Genomic DNA, 19,151 nt, shown 5'->3' on the forward strand with positions numbered 1-19,151 from the left:
CCCGGCATACTCGAGCTGTGGAGGAGACAGACGTGGAGTTGCGCCGCTCCGGGTTCGCGGACTGGGCCTACGACTACGCCTTCGACCACCTGATCACCTGGCCGCTGGCGGTGGTCGCCTTCGTCGGCAACTGGCTCACCAACATGCTGGTGTTCCGGGGCGGCTGGACGCTCCATGTCCGAGCGAACGGGAACTATCGGAGGATCCGCTACCCGGACAAGGCGGCGGCTGTCGCCGATATCGAGCGGCAGCGGGCTCTGCTGGCTGAGGTGCTGCCGGCAGAGCCCGACCGACCCGTCCGCTTGCCTACCCGTGGTGGGTCTCTGCGTCGACCTTGGTGATCACCGGGACAAGGTGCGGAATTTGTGAGCGGAGAGGGGTAGGAAGATCGCGGTCAAGACCAGGGGTGCGACGACTGCGGCGATGCCGGCGTGGGTGCCGATCCAGGTTGTGGTGGTGGAGGGGTCGGGGTTGCCGAAGAGGACGCGGGATGCGGTGGCTGTGGCGGAGAGGGGGTTCCATTGGGCGATGGTGCCTAGCCAGGTGGGCATGGTCGAGGTGGCTACGAAGGTGCTGGACAGGAAGCCGATCGGCCAGACCAGGACCTGCACCATCGTGACGCTCTGGGCGTTCTTGACGGAGAGGCCGATGAAGATGCCCACCCAGAGGAGCGCGAAGCGGAGCAGGAGCAGCAGGCCGAAGGCAGCCAGCGCAGACAGCAGACCCTCATGCCAACGCCAACCGAGGATGAGCCCGGTCGCCACCAGCACCGCCAACGTGACCACCGAATCGAGCAGGTCCGCGATGCACCGTCCCAACACCACCGCGGCCGAGCTCATCGGCAGCGAGCGGAACCGGTCCGTCACTCCCTTCGACACATCGGTAGCGACCGCGCTCATCGTGCCCTCCAGCCCGAAGAGCATCGCGAGCGCGAAGATCCCCGGCACCAGCAGCTCGTAGTACGACGAATCCGTCACCATCGCGCCGCCCAGCAACCCGCCGAACAGCAACAGCATCAGCACCGGGAAGAACCACGTGAACACCACCAGCCCCGGCTGCATCCGCCAGTGCAGGAACGTCCGCCGCGCGATCGTCCAACTGTCCGCGAGCACCCACATCACGCCGCCACCTCCGCCCCGGTCAGGTGCAGGAATACCTCGTCCAGCGTCGGCCGTCGCAACGTGATGTCCTCCGGTTCGATCCTTGCCTCGTGCAACGAGTTCGCCATCACCACCAGGGCTTTCGTCCGGTCCTTGACCGGCACACTGACCCGTACGTCGACCACCTGCACCTCCCCGTCCGCCAGCGGCGCGGCCAGCTCCACGACCCGCCGTACGTCGGCCGGATCCGCGAGTACCAGCTCCAGCCGGTCCGAACCCAGCTGTGTCTTCAACTCGTCCGGCGTCCCCTCCGCGACCACCCGTCCCGCCTTCAGCATCGAGATCCGGTTCGCCAGCTGATCCGCCTCCTCCAGGTACTGCGTCGTCAGCAACACCGTCGTACCGCCGTCGACCAGCTGCCGTACGGCGTTCCACACCTCGATCCGCCCGGCCGGGTCGAGCCCGGTCGTCGGCTCGTCGACGAACAGCACCCGTGGCGCCTCGATCAGGCTGGCGGCGAGGTCGAGTCGCCGGCGCATGCCGCCGGAGTACTTGCTCACCGCCTGCCCGGCCGCTCCGGTCAGGCTGAACCGCTCGAGCAGCTCGTCCGCCCGCGCCTTCGCGTTCCGCAGATGGTTCAGCCGGCCGAACATCACCAGGTTCTGCCGCCCGGTGAGTACCTCGTCCACCGCGGCGTACTGCCCGACGAGCCCGATCCGTCGTCGTACCTCGGCGCCTTGCCGGCGTACGTCGTACCCGGCGATCGTCGCCGTACCGGAATCCAGCTCCAGCAGCGTGGACAGGATCCGCACCGCTGTCGTCTTGCCGGCGCCGTTCGGGCCGAGCAGGCCCGTCACCGTGCCGGCCGTGACCTCCAGGTCGAAGCCGTTCAGCCCCGCACCTGCCGTGCCGCCGCGGTAGTTCTTCCGTACGCCGGCGGCCTCGATCACTCGCTCCGTCGTCATTCCCACCTCTCCAGTCGAGTTGAACCGTAGACTGTACCGTACATTGTACGGCTCGGGTACGATTCGTCCAACGACGATCGGTGGAGGAAGGTTCCGAGTGGCGGGAAGAAAGGCGGCGGCGCCCGATCCGGCGCGCAGTCTGGCGCTGCTCTGGGGCAGCCACACCAAGCCCGGCCGCTCCGGCCTGACCGTCCGCGCGATCGTCGACGCGGCGATCGCGCTCGCGGACGAGTCCGGCCTCGAGGCGTTGTCGATGCGGATGGTCGCCGACCGGCTGAAGGTCGGCACGATGTCGCTCTACACGCACGTTCCGGGCAAGGGTGAGCTGACCGACCTGATGTTCGACCAGGCGTACGGCGACCTGTACGCCGCCGCCGAACCGGCCGGCCAGCCCGGGGGCTGGCGCGGCGCCCTCGAATTCATCGCCCGCCGAAATTGGGACGTGCTGACCGCGCATCCGTGGATCCACGAGGTCCAGACGGTGCGCACGGCCCTCGGCCCGAACATCACCCGCAAGTACGAGATCGAGCTACGGCCGCTGGACGGTCTGGGCCTGACCGACGTCGAGATGGACTCGGCCCTGACCCTGGTCCTGACCCACGTCCAAGGCACCGCGAGGGCCGGTGCCGAACAACTCCGCACCCAACGCGAGTCAGGCCTGTCGGACGAGGAGTGGTGGCGTCAGATCTCCCCGACCCTCACCACAGTCATGTCCAACACCCACTTCCCCCTGGCCGGCCGAGTGGGCACCTCAGTAGGCGAACACTTCCAGTCGGTCATCGACCCAGCGCACGCCCTGACTTTCGGCCTGACCACCATCCTCGACGGCCTCGCTCAGCTGATCGCGTCGCGTTCAGCCGTTCAGTAGGTCCTCGAACGGTGTCGGGTTGGCGAAGGGGTCTGTGTGGGTGGGGGTCTCGTTGTGGAGCGCGGCGACCAACTCGCCGGCGGCCTGCGTGATGCGGGGCCGCAGGGAGGCGGCGTTGGGCCCCCAGTCGGTGGAGGCCGCGTAGACGGCGGTGGGGACCGGTAGGGCCTTCAGGTACGCGAACAGCGGTCGGAGGGCGAACTCGAGCACCAGCGAGTGGCGTTCGGTACCGCCGGTGGCTGCCAGGAGAACTGGCTTGCCGGCGAGGACCTGGTCGTCCAGGACGTCGAAGAACATCTTGAACAGGCCCGAGTACGACGCGCTGAACGTGGGGCTCACCACGATCAGGGCGTCGGCGGCGGCGACCGTCTCGAGGACCTCGCGGAGCTTGGCGGGCGGGAAGCCCGTCAGCAGGTTGTCGGTCACCTCGTGGGCGTGGTCGCGGACCTCGATCAGCTCGATCCGGGTGCTGATGCCGCGGGTGGAGAGTTCGTCGCGGACGGCGTCGGCCAGTTGGTCGGCGAGCAGCCGGGACGACGACGGTGTCGTCAGCCCGGCCGTCACGACGGCGATGACCTTCTCGTTCATCGGGTCGGCTCCTCCGCGGTCGGCTCGGCCACGGCGGCCGGCTCGGCGATCGTCTCCAGGTCCCGGGCGCGCTGCGCCGCGGCCTTCAGGGAGGCGTGGGTCGGGGCGTCGGGTACGTGGGCCGGCTTCAGTGCGGCGAACTCCTTCCGCAGTACCGGTACGACCTCCTCGCCCAGGATGTCCAGCTGCTCCAGCACGGTCTTCAACGGCAGACCGGCGTGGTCCATCAGGAACAGCTGCCGCTGGTAGTCACCGACGCTCTCCCGGAAGCTCAGCGTCCGCTCGATCACTTCCTGCGGGCTGCCGACCGTCAACGGCGTCTCCCGGCTGAAGTCCTCCAGCGACGGACCGTGCCCGTACACCGGCGCGTTGTCGAAGTACGGCCGGAACTCGCGGATCGCGTCCTGCGAGTTCTTCCGCATGAAGACCTGACCGCCGAGCCCGACGATCGCCTGGTCCGCCGCCCCGTGCCCGTAGTGCTCGAAGCGCGCGCGGTAGAGCTCGATCATCCGCTTGGTGTGGCTCATCGGCCAGAAGATGTTGTTGTGGAAGAACCCGTCGCCGTAGTACGCCGCCTGCTCGGCGATCTCGGGCGACCGGATCGAACCGTGCCACACGAACGGCGGTACGTCGTCCAGCGGCCGCGGCGTCGACGTGAAGCCCTGCAACGGCGTACGGAACTTGCCCTCCCAGTCGACGACGTCCTCGCGCCAGAGCCGGCGGAGCAGGGCGTAGTTCTCGACGGCGAGCTGGATCCCGTTGCGGATGTCCTGCCCGAACCACGGGTACACCGGGCCGGTGTTGCCGCGACCCATCATCAGGTCGACCCGGCCGTCGGCCAGGTGCTGCAGCATCGCGTAGTCCTCGGCGATCTTCACCGGGTCGTTGGTGGTGATCAGCGTGGTCGAGGTGGACAGGATGATCTTGGACGTCTGCGCCGCGATGAACCCGAGCTGGGTGGTCGGCGACGACGGGACGAACGGCGGGTTGTGGTGCTCACCCTGCGCGAACACGTCCAACCCGACCTCTTCGGCCTTGAGCGCGATCCGCACCATCGCCTTGATCCGCTCGCCCTCGGAGACCGTGGTCCCCGTGGTCGGGTCCTCGGTCACGTCCCCGACGCTGAAAACGCCGAACTGCATCCGTCCTCCTCAACTAGGTAGTTCACTATTAAACTACCAGAACAGCGGGCCGGGCCGCGACATTCCGCGGACGCCCACCACTCACCAAACAGCAACGCCGACCCCGGGCCACGCTCAGGCGCGGCGGGATCGGCGTTGTTTCGCGAGGTTACTGAGTGGTGGCGGTCCGGGTCACAGCGAGTGCGGCTTGAGCAGCTCGTCGTCGCCGGTCAGCGCGGCGGCGATCCGGCGGTGTTTGCCGGCCTCGTCCGGGCGGGACTGCCGTTCGAGCGTGCGGGCCATCATCAAGTGCGCGTAGTACTCGGTGGGCTCGCGTTCGATGACCGCGAGGAGCTGTTCCTCGGCGGGCTTCAGGAGGGCGGCGTGGTAGTACGCCCGCGCCAGCAGCAGCCGGGTGCCGACGTCGTCGGGCGTCTCGTCGACCACCGGCTGCAGCGCGCGGATCGCGCCGCGGTAGTCACGTTCCTCGAAGTACTGCTGTCCGAGGCCGTAGCTCAGTGCGCGCATGTCTTCCATGCGCGCCACAACACCGCCGCGACCTCGGTTATGCCGCGTCCAGCGTGGCCACCTGCTCCGCCGTGAGCTCCAGGTCGATCGCGGCGTAGGAGTCGCGGATCGTCTCCGGGCGGCTCGAGCCCGGGATCGGGATCACGTACGGCGACTTGGCGAGCATCCACGCCAACGTCAGGCGTTGCGGCGAGACGCCGAGCTCCGCGGCCAGCGTGTGGAACGCCGGGTGCTTGGCGCCGAGGTCGCCCGCCCGCGAGATGCCGCCGAGCGGCGACCACGGGAGGAACGCGATGCCGAGCGAGTCGCACAGCTCGAGCTCCGGCTCGCTGGAGCGGAACGCGGGCGAGAACTGGTTCTGCACCGACACCAGCCGGCCGCCGAGGATCTCCTGCGCCTGCTTGATCTGCTCCGGGTTCGCGTTCGAGATGCCGGCCATCCGGATCTTGCCGGCGTCGAGCAGGTCCCGGATCGCGCCGATCGAGTCCGCGTACGGGACCCGTGGGTCGGGCCGGTGGAACTGGTACAGCCCGATCGCCTCGACCCCCAGCCGCTTCAGGGACGCCTCGGCCGCCTCGAACAGGTGCTGCGGGGACCCGTCCTGGGTCCAGCTCCCGTCGCCGGGCCGCAGGTGGCCGCCCTTCGTCGCGACCAGGACGTTCGAGGTGTCGCCGCCGTAGGACGCCAGCGCCTTGGCGATCAGGCTCTCGTTGTGGCCGACGTCGGTCGCGGTCAGGTGGTACGCGTCGGCGGTGTCGATCAGCGTGATGCCGGCGTCGAGGGCGGCGTGGATGGTCGCGATCGACCGCTCCTCGTCCGGACGCCCCTCGATCGACATCGGCATCCCGCCGAGCCCGATCGCGGACACCTCGACGTCGCCGATCGTGCGGGTCTTGTTCGTGTCAGCTGCCATGTACCCAACCTCCCGCGCGCCCGGCGACAATTCCAACAGGAATATCCGCACACAGTGAGCACTGCGGCTGATTAATCAGCCCGGTACGTCGAGCCGCTGCGTACCGACGACCGACAGCAGCCGGAGCGCCTCCTCCGACGGGGAGCCGGGCGTCGCGGTGTAGATGACCACCTGCTGGTCGCAGTCCGGGATCGCGAGCGCGTCGCAGTTCACCGTGACCAGGCCGACGAGCGGGTGCCGGAACGACTTGCAGAGCGTCGGCTCGCCCGCGATCTCGTGCGCTTCCCACAGTGCGGTGAACTCCGGGCTGGCGGACAGGTCCGCGATCAGTTCTCGCAGTTCCGGGTCGTCGGGGTACCGGACCGCGACCGCGCGCAGGTGGTTGACCGAGCTCCGGGCGAAGCGCGCGCCGTCGACCAGGGAGTACGCGTGCGGGTGCCCGCCGAGGAACGTACGACGCAGCAGGTTCCGTTCGGCGCGCGTACGGAGCGAGAAGTCCTCCATCAGCGCGGTCGCGAGGTGGTTCCACGCGATCACCTCGGTGTACGCCGAGAGCACGATCGCCGCCGCGTTCGGGAGCCGGTCGAGCAGGTCGAGGATGCTCTGCCGTACCTCCCGCGGCGGGCCGACCGGCCGGACCGGTGGTACGCCGGCCAGGTGGTGCAGATGGTTGCGCTCGGCATCGTTTAGCCGGAGCGCCCGGGCGAGTCCGGCCAGTACCTCGCTCGACGGATGCGGCGCCCGCGCCTGCTCCAGGCGGGTGTAGTACTCGGTGGAGATGTACGCGAGCTGCGCGACCTCCTCGCGGCGGAGGCCGGGCGTACGGCGTCTGCGCCCGGCCGGCAGGCCGACGTCCGCCGGGGCGACCCGCTCCCGGCGGCTGCGCAGAAAGGTCGCGAGTTCCGCTTTGTCCACGTCCTCCAGTCTGCCTGTCCGCGCGCGGTTAACCAGGTACAACCGATGCCTGGTTACCGCCGGCGGCGCTGACGACGCTCGAAGACATGGACAAACTGCTGGAGAACAAAGTCATCTTCATCACCGGCGCCGGCCGCGGGATCGGCGCTGCGGCGGCCCGCCTGTTCGTCGCCGAAGGCGCGCAGGTGATGCTCGCCTCCCGAACCGAATCCGAGCTCGCCGCCGTCGCCAAGGAGCTCGACACGCAGTACGTCGTCTGCGACCTCGCCGACCCGGACTCGGTCCGCGCTGCCGTCGACCGGACCGTGGCGGAGTACGGCCGGCTGGATGCCGCCTTCAACAACGGCGCCGTCGGGCAACAGCCCGGCCCGATGGACGGACTCAGCCAGGAGGAGTTCGACCACGTGTACGCGGTGAACTTCCGCGGCGTGTGGTCCGCGATCACCGCCGAGGTCGCCGCGATCCGCTCCACGTCGGGCCACGGGAGCATCGTGAACACGTCCAGCGTCGGCTCTTTCGCGGGCAACGCGGTGCTGCCTGCGTACGGCGCGCTGAAGCGTGCGGTGAACAGCCTCACGGAGTCCGCCGCGATCACCTACGCGCCCGAGAACATCCGGGTGAACGCGATCGCGCCCGGTGTCACGCTCACCGAGATGCTGCAGGACTGGGACCGCGCGACGCCCGGGGTGATCGAGGGGCTGGTCGCGCAGACCCCGCTCGGCCGCGGCGCCGAGCCGGCGGAGATGGCCGAGGCCGCCGCCTGGCTGCTCAGTGACCGGGCGTCATACGTGACCGGCGCGGTCCTACGCGTGGACGGCGGCCTGGGCGTGTAGGGCCTGTCTGGCAATCCATCGCGTTGCAGGAGGCGAAGGCGAACTTCAGATCGCGCGGGGTGCTGTGCGGGAGCGGCGCGGTCCGGGTGCGGCCGGTCGGTGACACCTCGCGGCCGGTACGGAAGCGGTAGTAGTACACGTGGTCGGGGAGCAGGCCGCGGACCTCGGGGTGCACGCTGTGACCGAGCTCGGGCGTGGCGACGACGCTGCCGCGTCGTACGGGATGCCGGAAGTTCTCGTCGTACGCGACCTCGTACTCGACCCGGACCGGGCGCGCGGGCATGCCGCCCGACGCCACTCCGAGCGTGAACGGGTTGCCGGGCGTGGCGGCGTACGTGGTCGAGGCGGTCCAGGTGGGGGAAAGCGTTGTCAGTGTTCAGTTGGTGGGTGGCGTGCAGGTTAACGGAGTCGTTCGTGAAATTAACGTCTTCAGCTGGTATGTATCAGGTGTTCGTTAGGCTGACCCGAATTGCTCGCTACCCGGGAGTTGACTGATGCCCTACGAACCGTGCCGCTACGCCCAGCGCTGGCCGGAGCTGTTCGAATCGCTCGACGACGACCAGAAGCAGCGCGTCAGCGACGCCCTGTCGAACAACCGGCTCGAAGGCTGGGAGCCGGAACGCGACGACGTCGCCGATCTCGCCGACCGTGAGGCCGGCCGGATCGACACCGCCGAGTACATCCGCCGGACGATGTCGAAGGTGACCCGCGGCGGGTCTGTGTGACCACTGCCGCCGAGGAGCAGGAGGACCGCGAACGGGCCGAGCGCTGGAACGCGTACCTCTGGGAGCCGGGCGGTTGCCTGCGGAACAAGCTCGGCATCAACAACCCGTTCGAGCTTCCGCTTGCCGAGTACCGGTTGCGGGCCGTACGGCAGGGCGAGCTCGATCGCGGTGAGGTCGACATCCCGCGTACGTACGACAAGGCCCACCTGCAGGCGATCCACAAGCACCTGCTGCAGGACGTCTACGACTGGGCCGGCGAGTTCCGCAACGTCGACACCTCCAAGCAGGGCAACGCGTTCGTACCGGCGCACCTGCTGGACAAGTGGACCGGCAAGGTCAGCGCCAAGGTCCGCGACCGGGACTGGTCGACGATGTCGCGCGAGGAGTTCGTGCAGAGCGCCGCGGACGTGTACGCGTACCTGAACCTCACGCACCCGTTCCGCGAGGGCAACGGCGCGGCCGCGAAGGTGTTCCTCAACCACGTCGCCGAGATGTCGCCGTACCGCCTCGACTTCGACCGGGTCGAGAAGTCCGAGTGGTACGCGGCGTCGGACGCGGCGTACCCCGAAGACATCACCAAGAGCACGGATCCTGATCCGCGGAAGCTGTACGCCGTGTTCGACAAGGCGACCGTGGAACGCGGGTCGGTCGTGCGCGCCGATCCGGAACTCGCGATGGCGTTGGAGTTGCAGAGCGAGACGTACGCCGGGGTCGACGAGTCGGAGCAGCTCGACATCGACGACAAACGTCCCGCCGACCACGCCGTTCTGGAGGCCGAGGCCGAGGCGGAGCACCAGGCGTAACCGGTGCAGGATGGTCGCATGCAGACCGACAACCGCATCCGCCGAGCCCGTCCCGACGACGTACCTGCCCTGGTGGAGCTGGTGTACGCCCTCGCGGAGTACGAACGCGCCTCGCACGAGTGCCACCTGACCGCGGACCAACTGCACACGGCGCTGTTCGGTGAGTCTCCCGCCGTCTTCTGCCACGTCGCCGAACACGAAGGCGAAGTCGTCGGCTGCGCGATCTGGTTCCTCAGCTTCTCCACCTGGCGAGGCGTCCACGGCATCTACTTGGAAGACCTCTTCGTCCGCCCCGAAACCCGAGGCACCGGCCTGGGCAACGCCCTCCTCACAGCCCTGGCCCAAGAATGCGTCCGCAACAACTACGAACGCCTCGAATGGTCCGTCCTCAACTGGAACACCTCCGCCATCGACTTCTACAAGTCCCTAGGCGCCACCCCCCAAGAAGAATGGACCATCTACCGCCTAACCGACCAACCCCTCACAAACCTGGGCTCGTAAGGAACCGCTGACGCAGCTCGGCGATTAGCCGTGGCTTGTCGGTGAACGGCCCGGTCGCCAGCCAGATCGTGTTGACCGCAGCCTTGAACGAGTCCTCGTCGAAGGTGGCTGAGACGACCGTCGAGGTGTTGTCGTAGGCGTCGCGGTCGGCGAACCAGCCATATTCGCGAGCGACGAAATGGTGGATGACCGGCTGCGGCTTCGCCTCCGGGTCGACCGGTGGTGGCGGTCCGTTGAGGGTCTCGAGCCAGTCGGCGCCGCGATCCATCCGGTCCAGGATGCCGGCGATCCGTTCGAGGTCTGCGTACCCGGCCTGCTGGCACGCCTGTCGCGCGGCGAACCGAGCCATCGCACGCAACGTCTCCGGTTCCGTCTGCTCGAGGGCATCCACGAAGGACCGGTCGAGGGCTGACAACTCCTGGCCGTGCATCGTGTTCTCGATCCGGGGTGTCGGCAACGAGCCGCCCCACGCGGCCGCCCGCTCCGCGAGCCGTCGCTCCTCGTCCCGTAGTGCCCGCTGCCGCTTCCGTTCCGCGAAGTCCTCCAGCGTCGGTTGCTCACGGGCAAACCGGTGCCAATACGCCGCCTGCGCGCTCGTCTGCTTCAGCACGCGATCAGGCGCGGCCGGTGCAGGCCAGAACTGCAGGAGGTACCTGTCGACGAGCGGGTCGCCGTCCATCGGCGGTCCGGCCTGATGCCCGGCGTCCATACCCCATCCGCAGTACCGGACCCGGTAGTCGATCGGCTCGAGATCGAGGTCCCACCAGCCGCCGTCCCCGGCCCACGTCATCAACATCGCGGCACCGCGAGGGCGGTACGACGCCTCGACGATCTCCTCCCAGGAGTCGTCCAGCGGTGGCGGCGCGTCGTACAGCTCAACCGTGAATCCCACGTCCCCGGTGTGCAGACCGGTGACCAGGAACAACGTCCCGGGAGAAGCCGCCCCGCAGAGCCCGTTCTGCTGCCCCACAAAGCACTCTTCAAGCCCCACGCTGTCCTGCGTGCTCTCGACGTAGATCTGCGCGTACGAAACCCACGCCGGCCCACTCATCAACGTGCGCATCAGCCCAACCCCGGAAACGCCAACCGCAGCTCGGCGAGCAGCCGGGGTTGGTTGCCGAACGCACCGAGACTCCAGACAACCGCCTCGATGACCCCGCGCAGCGAGTCCTCGTCGTACGTCGGTTTGACGACCATTTCGACGTTCTCCAGTGGCGTCGCGTCGGTCCGCCAGCCGAAGTGCAGAACCTGGAAGCCGAGTTGGACCTTGCCGGACGGGTTCGGTACCGGCGGATGGAGCAGGGGCCAGTAGTCGTCGCCGCGGTCCATCGCGGCGAGGATCGCCGTCACCTGAGCGTCCTCGGAGTACTCGGCCTCGACACACGCACGACGTGCGGCCCAGCGGGCAACGGCGCGGCGTGTCGGTTCGTCGGCTCGTTCGAGCGCGTCTGCCAGCGGTCGATCCAGCCTGCAGAGGTCCTGGGCGAATCTGATGTTCCGCAGCCGCTCGCTCGGCGGGGTTCCTCCCCATGCCGCAGTATCTGCGGCGATCCGTTCCGCCTCGGCCAGGCGCGCGCGTTCCGCCCGCTGCTCGGCGAGCTGGTCCGGTGTTGGGAGTTCGCGGGTGGCGCGGTGCCAGTACGCTGCCTGGCGGCTGGTCGCCTTTACTACTCGTTCCGGTGCCGGGCGGGCCGGCCAGAGCTGCAGTAGGTAGCGGTCGACCAGGGATTCGTCGTCCGCGGGCGGGCCGGACTGGTGTCCCGCGTCCATTCCCCACGCGGAGTACCGAACCCGATAGCCGATCGGCTCCAGTTCCAGCGGGACGCCGTGGTCGCCGAGGCATGACAGCAGCGCGTCGCCGGACGGCAGGTACGACGCCTCGACGACGTCCTCGGCGTCGTACTCCACCGAGGGCATCCGCTCGTGCACCTCGACCCGGAGCCCCACCTTCCCGGTGTGCAGTCCCGTCCTGAAGAACAGGTGGCCCGCCGCCGCGGCTCCGCACAACCCGTTCTGCTGACCGGCGAAGCAGTCCTGCGAGTCCTTGTACCCACCCACGAAGAACTGGCCGTACTCGAGCCACAACGGCCCGTCCATGACGATGCGCATCTTCCCCCCAGGCCGAACGATCGCCCTATTTGAACCACATCCGCACGTGGTGCAGCAAGGCACCCGAGCTGCAGGTTGCTGCAATCGTTCAGTTGCGGCGGTTTTTGGCGGTGTACATGGCTTGGTCGGCTTGGTGGAGTAGGGCGTTCAGGTCGGTGGTGGTGGGGGTTATGGGGACTGTGCCGACGCTGGTGGTTACCTGGATGGTGATGTTGGGGAGGGGGCGGCTGACGGCGTCTTCGAGGCGGGTGATCAGGGTGGTGAGGTCGTCGCCGGTGATGTCTTCGGCGAGGACGGCGAATTCGTCGCCGCCGAGGCGGGCCACCGTGTCGCCGTGGCGGACGGCCGTACTTAGGCGGGTGGCGATCTCGCGGAGGGCGTGGTCGCCGGCTTCGTGACCGTAGCTGTCGTTGACGAGCTTGAAGTGGTTGAGGTCGCAGAACAGCAGGGCGCCGGGCCGGCCGGTGGCTCGGGTCCGGTCGAGGACCTTCGCGAAGCGGTGCTGCAGGAGCCGGCGGTTCGGAAGGCCGGTGAGTGGGTCGTGCGCGGCGTGGTGGCGGAGTTCGCGCTCGGCGTCCTTCCGGGCGGTGACGTCGTCGATCTGCACGAGCAGGATGCGCGACTGGCCGGCGCCCTGCTCGACCAGGGCCGCCGTACCGCCGAGCCAGATCAGGTTCCCGTTCGGCTGCGTGAAGACCCGCTCGAACCGGTACGTACCGTTGCTGGCAGCAACTTCTTCGAGTTCGGTCCGGGTCTGCTCCGGCTCCTCGTCGCGCAGGAACGTGACGAGCCGCGTCCCGAGCAACTGGTCCGCGGTGTACCCGGTGATCCGGCAGAACGCGTCGTTCACGCGCAGGATCCGGCCGAGGTCCGGACCGTCGAACGCGACCGTGGCCATCCCGTTCCCGGCGCCTTCGAACACCAGCCGGAACGTGGCCTCGCTCGCCTCCAGGCGGGTCTTCTCGGCGAGCAGCTGCTCGGTCAGCCGGGCTTTGTCGATCGCCAGCCCGGCCTGGGTGGCGAAGATCTCGAGCAGCTCCCGGTGGATCGGACCGGGCCGCCGATGGTCCTCCGGCAGGTCGACCGACAGCATGCCGACCAGTTCGCCGGCGGGTGAGTACAGCGGCGCGAAGAGAGCGTCCAGCGGGTGCCAGGCGTCCGGGTCGTCGGAGACCGGTACGTCGGGCACCCACCCGATCACCTCGCCGTCGCCCAGGCGCTCGTGCGGTACGAACCGGAGCCCGCCCCAGGTGTCCGCGATGGCGAAGTCGGCATCGAAGACGTCGGAGGCGCTCACCCGGCCGAGCAACGCCTCCTGTGCCTGCGGCGACCCGGCGACCGCGATCACCTCGAACTTGCCGTCCGGGTGCCGCAGGTTCAGTACGGCGATACCGAAGCCGAGCCCGTTCACGACGCCGTCGACGACCGCCTGCAGCGTCTCGGCAAGGCTGCGCCCAGCGCCCATCCGCGTACTCACCTCGTACAGGCGACGGACGGCAGACAGCCGGACCGCGGGCTCGTTCTGCACCTGTTGAGAATAGGCCGATTTCACCCGCGGTGAGCAGACGTATCCACAGCTGACCCGGTTAAGCGTTTGTTGTCACAGCAAACAGTCGTTTGTTGGCACGCCAAATCAGTAGCGCAGCTCGGTCAACCCTCGGTAGCTGCGCTCGGCCGACTTCCATGCGTCGGTCGGCTTGTCGTGCTCGACGAGGTACTGCTCGACGCCGCCGGATTCCGCATGCGCGAACATGGCACCGAAGTCGAGCTTGCCGGCGCCGACGTCCTCCCAGGAGCCGTCCTCGGCCATGTCCTTCACGTGCAGTGCGGGGAAGCGGCCCGGGTGGTCCTGGAACAGCTTCGCCGGGTCGTGGCCGCCGTCGACCGCCCAGTACAAGTCCAGCTCGAACCCGAGCAGCTCGGGATCCACGTCGAGCAGGATGTCGTACAGCACCCGCCCGTCGAGCTCCTCGAAGTCCCGGCCGTGGTTGTGGAACAGCAGCTTCAGCCCCGCGTCCCGCGCCGCCTTGCCCGCCTCGGTGAACGCGGCCGCCGCGGTCTTGAAGCCTTCCACCGAATGCAGTTCGGAAGGAATCGACGGTACGACGGCCCACTGCGCACCGAGCGTCCGTACGTCGGCCAGCGCGCCGGCCCAGTCCTCCTGCATCCGCGCGTACCCGACGTGCTCGAGGACGATCCCGAGGCCCGCGTCGTCCGCGAACCCCCGGATCTCGGCCGCGCTGTGGTCGAACCGCCCACTCACCCCCACGGTCCGGTACCCGATCTCTGCGAGCCGCTTCAGCGTCCCCGGATAGTCCTCGGCCAGCACGTCACGCATCGTGTAGAGGTGCATCCCGATCCCGTCGGCGGGGATGGTCCGGTCAGTCATACAGGTGACTCCTTGTCAGAGGACGTGTTCCTGATACCTCGCGTACGCCAGGTCGAAGACCTCTTGACCTGGCGAGTCCCACAGTTGCTGGTTGAAGATCTCGACCTCGATCGGGCCGTCGTACCCGGCCGCGTCGCAGGCCGCGCGCATCCGGCGCAGGTCGATCGAGCCGTCGCCCATCAGGCCCCGGCCGAGCAGCGTGTCCGCGGGGAGCGGGACGACCCAGTCGCTGACCTGGTACGACACGATCCGCTCGCCGGCGCGTTCGATCTGCCGATAGAGGTCCGCGTCCCACCACAGGTGGTACGCGTCGACGACCACGCCGACCTGGTGCGCCGGGAACTGCTCGGCCAGGTCGAGCGCGCCGCCGAGCGACGACACCACGCAGCGGTCCGAGCAGAACATCGGGTGCAGGGCCTCGACCGCGAGCGTGACCCCGCGCTCCTCGGCGTACGGTGCCAGCTCGGCGAGCCCGTCGCGGACCATCGCGCGGGCACCGTCGAGGTTCCGGGAACCGGGTGGCAGTCCGCCGCTGACGAGGATGAGTACGGGCGTACCGATGGTGGCGGCCTCGTCGATCGCGCGGCGGTTGTCCTCGATCTTGGCCCGCCGTTCGGCCGCGTCGGTCGAGGTGAAGAAGCCGCCGCGGCACAGGGACGAGACCTTGAGGCCGGCGCCGGCGACGAGCTTCGCCGCCTTGTCGACGCCGTACTCCTGGATCGGCTCGCGCCACAGGCCGATCCACTCGAGGCCGGCGTTCGCGCTGGCCGCGACCACCTCTTCGAGCGGCCAGTACTTCGTGGTCGCCTGGTTGAGGCTGTACCGGTTGCTCATGCGTCGATCCCGCTCACGCTCAACAGCCGCCGGAAACGGTCGACGGCGAGCTCGGGGTTCGTCAGTACGCCGGCCTGGTCCGCCAGCCGGAACGTGTCCGCGAGATGCGGCAGCGATCGCCCGGTCTGCAGCCCGCCGACCATCGTGAACCCGGGCTGGAACCCGTTCAACCAGGCCAGGAAGGCGATCCCGGTCTTGTAGTAGTAGGTCGGCGCCGAGAAGATCTGCCGAGCCAGCGGAACGGTCGGCCCGAACACCCGCTCGTACTCGGTCAAATCACCACGGTCCAAGGCACTCAGTGCAGCCGCTGCCGCCGGAGCAATCGCCGCAAAGATCCCAAGCAGGGCGTCGCTGTGCCGCTGACCGTCCCCGCGAATCAGCTCCGGGTAGTTGAAGTCGTCACCCGTGTACAGCCGTACCCCCTCAGGGAGCTGGTTGCGCAGAGCAACTTCCTTTGACGCGTCGAGGAGCGAGATCTTGATGCCGTCGACCTTGTCCACGTTGTCGTTGATCAGGTCGACGACGAATGCCGCGGCCGAGTCGAACGATCCGCTGCCCCAGTACCCTTCCAAAGCAGGATCGAACATGGGGCCTAGCCAGTGGAGGATCACTGGTTTGGTGGACTGTGTGAGCAGGCGGTCGTACACCTTGCGGTAGTCGTCAGGGGACTCGGCTGCCGCGCACAACGCCCGGCTGGCCATCATGATCGGCTGCGCGCCCGCGGCTTCCGCGACCGCGAACTGCTCTTCGTAGGCCGCCGCAACGTCTTCCACCGAATGGTTGCCAGCAGCAAGTTGATCGGTCCCGGCGCCGACCGCGATCCGTCCATCCGGCGCCTCGGCGGCGGACCGCCGGATCAGTTCCTGGGTGGCCGCCCAGTCCAGTCCCATGCCGCGCTGCGCAGTGTCCATCGCCTCCGCGACAGACAACCCCAACGACCACAGGTGCCGCCGGAACCCGAGCGTGTGCTCCCAGTCCACCACGGCCGGAGCCCCCGGCGAGTTGTCCCCCAACGGATCCGCCACCACGTGAGCCGCCGCGAACGCCAACCGCGAGGAAGCCGGCTGGTAGGTGCCCTGAGCAACAGGCTCACCCACCAGGCGATACTTCTCCAACTCACCGTTGGCCGGCAGCGCGATTTCCATCAGTTGGCCTTCAGGTCGAGGGTGGGGACCTCGAGCTTGCGGCCCTCGTGCCAGGACCTGAGGCCGAGTTCGGCGAGTTGGACGCCCTTGGCGGCCTCGACGAAGTCCCAGGTGAACGGGGCGTCGTCGACCACGTGCCGGAGGAACATCTCCCACTGCACCTTGAAGCCGTTGTCCATCACCTCGTTGTCCGGCACCGTCGCCCACTGGTCGCGGAACTGCTCGGTGACGGGGATGTCCGGGTTCCAGACCGGCTTCGGGGTGGCGGAGCGGTGCTGGACGCGGCAGTTGCGCAGACCGGCGACAGCGGAGCCTTCGGTGCCGTCGACGTGGAACTCGACCAGTTCGTCGCGGAACACCCGGGTCGCCCAGGACGAGTTCAGCTGGGCGACGATGCCGCCCTCGAGCTCGAAGATGCCGTACGCCGCGTCGTCCGCGGTCGCGGTGTACGGCTCGCCGTTCTCGTCGACCCGGGTCGGGATGTGCGTGGCGCCCTGGCAGTACACCGACTGCACGGAGCCGAACGTCTGGTCGAGCACGTACCGCCAGTGGCAGAACATGTCCAGGATGATGCCGCCGCCCTCTTCGGACTTGTAGTTCCAGGACGGGCGCTGCGCCTCCTGCCAGTCGCCCTCGAAGACCCAGTACCCGAACTCGCCGCGGACCGACAGGATCCGGCCGAAGAACCCGCCGTCGACCAGCCGCTTCAGCTTCCGCAGGCCGGGCAGCGACAGCTTGTCCATCACCACGCCGTTCTTCAGGCCGGAGTCGACGACCAGCTTGGCCAGGTCGACCGCCGCGTCCAGGCTCTCCGCGATCGGCTTCTCGCAGTAGATCGCCTTGCCGGCCTCGACCGCGGCCCGGACGCCCTTCTCCCGGAGCTGGGTGAGCTGGGAGTCGAAGTAGATCTCGACGCCCGGTTCGGCGAGCGCCTCGGCGAGGTCGGTGGTCCACCGCTCCAGGCCGTACTGCTCGGCGATCCGGCGCAGCTTCAGCTCGTTCCGGCCGACCAGGATCGGCTCCGGGATGATCATCGTGCCGTCGGCAGCCGGGATCCCGCCCTGCTCCCGGATCGCCACGATGGAACGCTCGAGGTGCTGGCGCAGGCCCATCCGGCCGGTGACGCCGTTCATCACGATGCCGATGCGTCGCTCGTTCACAGTCCTACCTCTCACGCTCACGCCTGGGAAAGGGCTTTCCAAGGCTGTGAGCGCAACCTTAGGTGGGCGCCACAATCCAGTCAACCTGTTGCGGAAAACGGTCTCCCCCCGCGGCCACGGGTGCCGATCGACAGGAGGTGTCGAGCGGTTGGCGTACGGGTTGAGCCTGGCGCGGGTCGGCGCCGGCCGGTACGGGACGTATACGTCCTGTCGTTAGGTCCTCAGGTCAGGGTGGCGCGCACGGCGGCAGCCCATTCGGCGCGGCGGTTGGTACGGTCCGTCGCGGCTGGGGTGAAGTGGCGGTAGGTGCGGTGTTCCGACCAGTTGGTGGTGGCGCCGAGGGTGGTCCACGCGAGTTCGGCGGTGCCCAGGGCGGAGATTTCCGGTACGTCGGCCGCTTCGACCGGGGCGCCCAGGAGGTCTGCCTGGGTCTGCATGAGGAGGTCCGAGACGGTCGCGCCGCCGTCGGCGCGGAGGCTGGTGAGTACGCCCGGGATCGTGTCGGTGATGTCGCAGATCTGGTGGGCGACGGCGTCGACGGCGGCGCGGGCGATGTGTGCGCGGGTGGTCGAGCTGCTCATCCCGGTCAGTGCGGCGCGGGCCTCGCGGTCCCAATGCGGCGCGCCGAGGCCGGCGAAGGCGGGTACGAGTACGACGCCCTCGGCCGACGCGACCGTTGCCGCCAGCGCCATCAGCGCGCCGACGTCCGGTAGGCCCAGGAGGTCCGCGGTCCAGGCGAGGGCGGCGCCGGAGGAGACGATGTTCCCCTCCAGCGCGTAGACGGGACGGTCGGTCAGCCAGGCGAGCGTGCACCCACTCGGCACGAACTCGTCCACCGGGGTCATCACGGACGACCCTGTCCCGTACGTCGCCTTCACCATCCCGGTCCGCGTACACCCCTGGCCGTACATCGCAGCATGCGAATCGGCCAGCACCGCGACAATCGGAATCCCGTCCGGCAGTCCCGGCACGCCCTTCGTGACCCCGAACCCCGCATCGGACGGCCGCACCTCGCCCAACGCAGCCCGCGGAACCCCGAACGCCTCCAGCAGCTCGGCGGACCAGTCCAAGGCCAGCAGGTCGTACAGCAAGGTACGAGCGGCGTTGCCCGCATCAGTCAGATGCTCCCGGCAACCAGTCAGCCGGTGGATCAACCAACTGTCGACGGTGCCGACGTACGCGTCCGCCCGATTCAGCAACCAGCGCATCTTCGGTGCCGAGAACATCGCGTCGACCCGAAGTCCCGTACGCCGGCGTACGAGTTCGTCGACCGCCGACGGTAGTTGGGCGCACCAACTACTGGTACGAACATCCTGCCAGCCCAGAACCGGCCCGACGGGACGGCCGGAACGATCCCAGCCCACAACGGACTCGCGCTGCGTGGACAGCGCTATCCCCACGATTTCGACCCCGGCGGCCCCCACTGCACCCGCGCTCAGGCAGGTTGCGATTGCCTTCAGCACGCTCTGCCAGATGTCTTCGGCGTCTTGTTCCACCCAGCCCGGCTGCGGAGTGGAGAGGCCGACGGGGGATGACCCCGTGGCGAGTACCGCTCCGTCGGCGGTGATCAGGGCGGCTTTTGAGTTCGTTGTGCCCTGGTCCACGGACAGCACCGCTTCGGGCATCGGCCCTCCAAGTTTCAACTGAGGTCTTG

Annotated in this window: 22 protein-coding genes; 6 read left to right on the forward strand and 16 right to left on the reverse strand. The window is 68.5% G+C overall.

The genetic code is table 11. The annotated features are described in order from the left end of the window. Positions 1–17 precede the first annotated feature (17 nt). Entirely contained in the window at positions 18–341 is a 324-nt protein-coding gene (locus tag ACFYRU_RS12460) for a hypothetical protein (protein ID WP_387656725.1), read from the forward strand. Here ACFYRU_RS12460 and ACFYRU_RS12465 read toward each other — a convergent pair whose 3' ends face one another. After that, on the reverse strand, positions 342–1,118 hold the full coding sequence (locus ACFYRU_RS12465) for an ABC transporter permease (RefSeq protein ID WP_387658095.1): 777 nt from the start codon (positions 1,116–1,118) through the stop codon (positions 342–344). Then, positions 1,118–2,065, reverse strand: a complete 948-nt coding sequence (locus ACFYRU_RS12470; protein WP_387656728.1) for an ATP-binding cassette domain-containing protein — start codon at positions 2,063–2,065, stop codon at positions 1,118–1,120. Before ACFYRU_RS12470 ends, ACFYRU_RS12465 begins: the two co-directional genes overlap by 1 nt. Before the next feature lie 97 nt (positions 2,066–2,162). Between ACFYRU_RS12470 and ACFYRU_RS12475 the strand changes: the two genes are divergently transcribed. Continuing rightward, complete coding sequence (locus ACFYRU_RS12475; RefSeq protein WP_387656731.1) at positions 2,163–2,933, forward strand: TetR/AcrR family transcriptional regulator; 771 nt, start codon at positions 2,163–2,165, stop codon at positions 2,931–2,933. Here ACFYRU_RS12475 and ACFYRU_RS12480 read toward each other — a convergent pair. From ACFYRU_RS12480 to ACFYRU_RS12500, 5 genes are all read right to left on the reverse strand, one after another. Continuing rightward, positions 2,919–3,521, reverse strand: a complete 603-nt coding sequence (locus tag ACFYRU_RS12480) for an FMN reductase (protein ID WP_387656734.1) — start codon at positions 3,519–3,521, stop codon at positions 2,919–2,921. The two genes, ACFYRU_RS12475 and ACFYRU_RS12480, sit on opposite strands and share 15 nt — an antisense overlap. Beyond that, a complete protein-coding gene (locus tag ACFYRU_RS12485) occupies positions 3,518–4,663 on the reverse strand; it encodes an LLM class flavin-dependent oxidoreductase (RefSeq protein WP_387656737.1) in 1,146 nt (381 codons plus the stop codon). Before ACFYRU_RS12485 ends, ACFYRU_RS12480 begins: the two co-directional genes overlap by 4 nt. 171 nt (positions 4,664–4,834) lie before the next feature. Next, the gene (locus ACFYRU_RS12490; protein WP_387656739.1) at positions 4,835–5,179 is read right to left on the reverse strand and encodes a tetratricopeptide repeat protein; all 345 of its coding nucleotides are present in this window, start codon (positions 5,177–5,179) and stop codon (positions 4,835–4,837) included. A 28-nt stretch (positions 5,180–5,207) separates the two neighbouring features. Continuing rightward, positions 5,208–6,083, reverse strand: coding sequence for an aldo/keto reductase (locus tag ACFYRU_RS12495; protein WP_387656742.1), 876 nt, complete (start codon positions 6,081–6,083; stop codon positions 5,208–5,210). A 75-nt stretch (positions 6,084–6,158) separates the two neighbouring features. After that, positions 6,159–6,998, reverse strand: coding sequence for a helix-turn-helix transcriptional regulator (locus ACFYRU_RS12500; RefSeq protein WP_387656745.1), 840 nt, complete (start codon positions 6,996–6,998; stop codon positions 6,159–6,161). Positions 6,999–7,084: 86 nt separating this feature from the next. Here ACFYRU_RS12500 and ACFYRU_RS12505 point away from each other — a divergent pair, with 86 nt between their 5' ends. Beyond that, positions 7,085–7,831, forward strand: coding sequence for an SDR family NAD(P)-dependent oxidoreductase (locus ACFYRU_RS12505; RefSeq protein WP_387656748.1), 747 nt, complete (start codon positions 7,085–7,087; stop codon positions 7,829–7,831). On the opposite strand, the gene ACFYRU_RS12510 is transcribed toward ACFYRU_RS12505, so the two are convergent. Further along, on the reverse strand, positions 7,767–8,204 hold the full coding sequence (locus ACFYRU_RS12510; protein ID WP_387658098.1) for a PhoD-like phosphatase N-terminal domain-containing protein: 438 nt from the start codon (positions 8,202–8,204) through the stop codon (positions 7,767–7,769). The genes ACFYRU_RS12505 and ACFYRU_RS12510 overlap by 65 nt on opposite strands. A 121-nt stretch (positions 8,205–8,325) precedes the next feature. Between ACFYRU_RS12510 and ACFYRU_RS12515 the strand changes: the two genes are divergently transcribed. The 3 genes from ACFYRU_RS12515 to ACFYRU_RS12525 are packed head-to-tail and all read left to right on the forward strand — an operon-like array spanning position 8,326 to position 9,860. After that, positions 8,326–8,556 carry a hypothetical protein gene (locus ACFYRU_RS12515; protein WP_387656751.1) on the forward strand — a complete coding sequence of 77 codons (231 nt, stop codon included), beginning with the start codon at positions 8,326–8,328 and terminating at the stop codon, positions 8,554–8,556. Next, positions 8,553–9,359: a Fic/DOC family protein gene (locus ACFYRU_RS12520; RefSeq protein ID WP_387656754.1), complete on the forward strand. Its 807-nt coding sequence runs from the start codon at positions 8,553–8,555 to the stop codon at positions 9,357–9,359. The genes ACFYRU_RS12515 and ACFYRU_RS12520 overlap by 4 nt, the downstream gene beginning before the upstream one ends. A gap of 18 nt (positions 9,360–9,377) precedes the next feature. After that, entirely contained in the window at positions 9,378–9,860 is a 483-nt protein-coding gene (locus ACFYRU_RS12525; RefSeq protein ID WP_387656757.1) for a GNAT family N-acetyltransferase, read from the forward strand. On the opposite strand, the gene ACFYRU_RS12530 is transcribed toward ACFYRU_RS12525, so the two are convergent. From ACFYRU_RS12530 to ACFYRU_RS12565, 8 genes are all read right to left on the reverse strand, one after another. Further along, positions 9,841–10,923: a hypothetical protein gene (locus ACFYRU_RS12530; protein WP_387656760.1), complete on the reverse strand. Its 1,083-nt coding sequence runs from the start codon at positions 10,921–10,923 to the stop codon at positions 9,841–9,843. The genes ACFYRU_RS12525 and ACFYRU_RS12530 overlap by 20 nt on opposite strands. Next, positions 10,923–11,969, reverse strand: coding sequence for a hypothetical protein (locus tag ACFYRU_RS12535; RefSeq protein ID WP_387656763.1), 1,047 nt, complete (start codon positions 11,967–11,969; stop codon positions 10,923–10,925). The genes ACFYRU_RS12530 and ACFYRU_RS12535 overlap by 1 nt, the downstream gene beginning before the upstream one ends. Positions 11,970–12,057: 88 nt before the next feature. Beyond that, positions 12,058–13,497, reverse strand: a complete 1,440-nt coding sequence (locus tag ACFYRU_RS12540) for a diguanylate cyclase domain-containing protein (RefSeq protein WP_387656766.1) — start codon at positions 13,495–13,497, stop codon at positions 12,058–12,060. 105 nt (positions 13,498–13,602) lie between these two features. After that, complete coding sequence (locus tag ACFYRU_RS12545; protein WP_387656769.1) at positions 13,603–14,358, reverse strand: sugar phosphate isomerase/epimerase family protein; 756 nt, start codon at positions 14,356–14,358, stop codon at positions 13,603–13,605. A 15-nt stretch (positions 14,359–14,373) separates the two neighbouring features. After that, positions 14,374–15,192: a sugar phosphate isomerase/epimerase family protein gene (locus ACFYRU_RS12550; protein ID WP_387656772.1), complete on the reverse strand. Its 819-nt coding sequence runs from the start codon at positions 15,190–15,192 to the stop codon at positions 14,374–14,376. Further along, positions 15,189–16,337 carry a dihydrodipicolinate synthase family protein gene (locus ACFYRU_RS12555; RefSeq protein WP_387656774.1) on the reverse strand — a complete coding sequence of 383 codons (1,149 nt, stop codon included), beginning with the start codon at positions 16,335–16,337 and terminating at the stop codon, positions 15,189–15,191. The genes ACFYRU_RS12550 and ACFYRU_RS12555 overlap by 4 nt, the downstream gene beginning before the upstream one ends. After that, positions 16,337–17,497: a Gfo/Idh/MocA family protein gene (locus ACFYRU_RS12560; protein WP_387656776.1), complete on the reverse strand. Its 1,161-nt coding sequence runs from the start codon at positions 17,495–17,497 to the stop codon at positions 16,337–16,339. Before ACFYRU_RS12560 ends, ACFYRU_RS12555 begins: the two co-directional genes overlap by 1 nt. Positions 17,498–17,718: 221 nt before the next feature. Continuing rightward, the gene (locus ACFYRU_RS12565; RefSeq protein WP_387656779.1) at positions 17,719–19,122 is read right to left on the reverse strand and encodes an FGGY family carbohydrate kinase; all 1,404 of its coding nucleotides are present in this window, start codon (positions 19,120–19,122) and stop codon (positions 17,719–17,721) included. Positions 19,123–19,151 lie beyond the last annotated feature (29 nt).

Source organism: Kribbella sp. NPDC004536, assembly GCF_042873835.1.
GTDB lineage: Bacteria > Actinomycetota > Actinomycetes > Propionibacteriales > Kribbellaceae > Kribbella.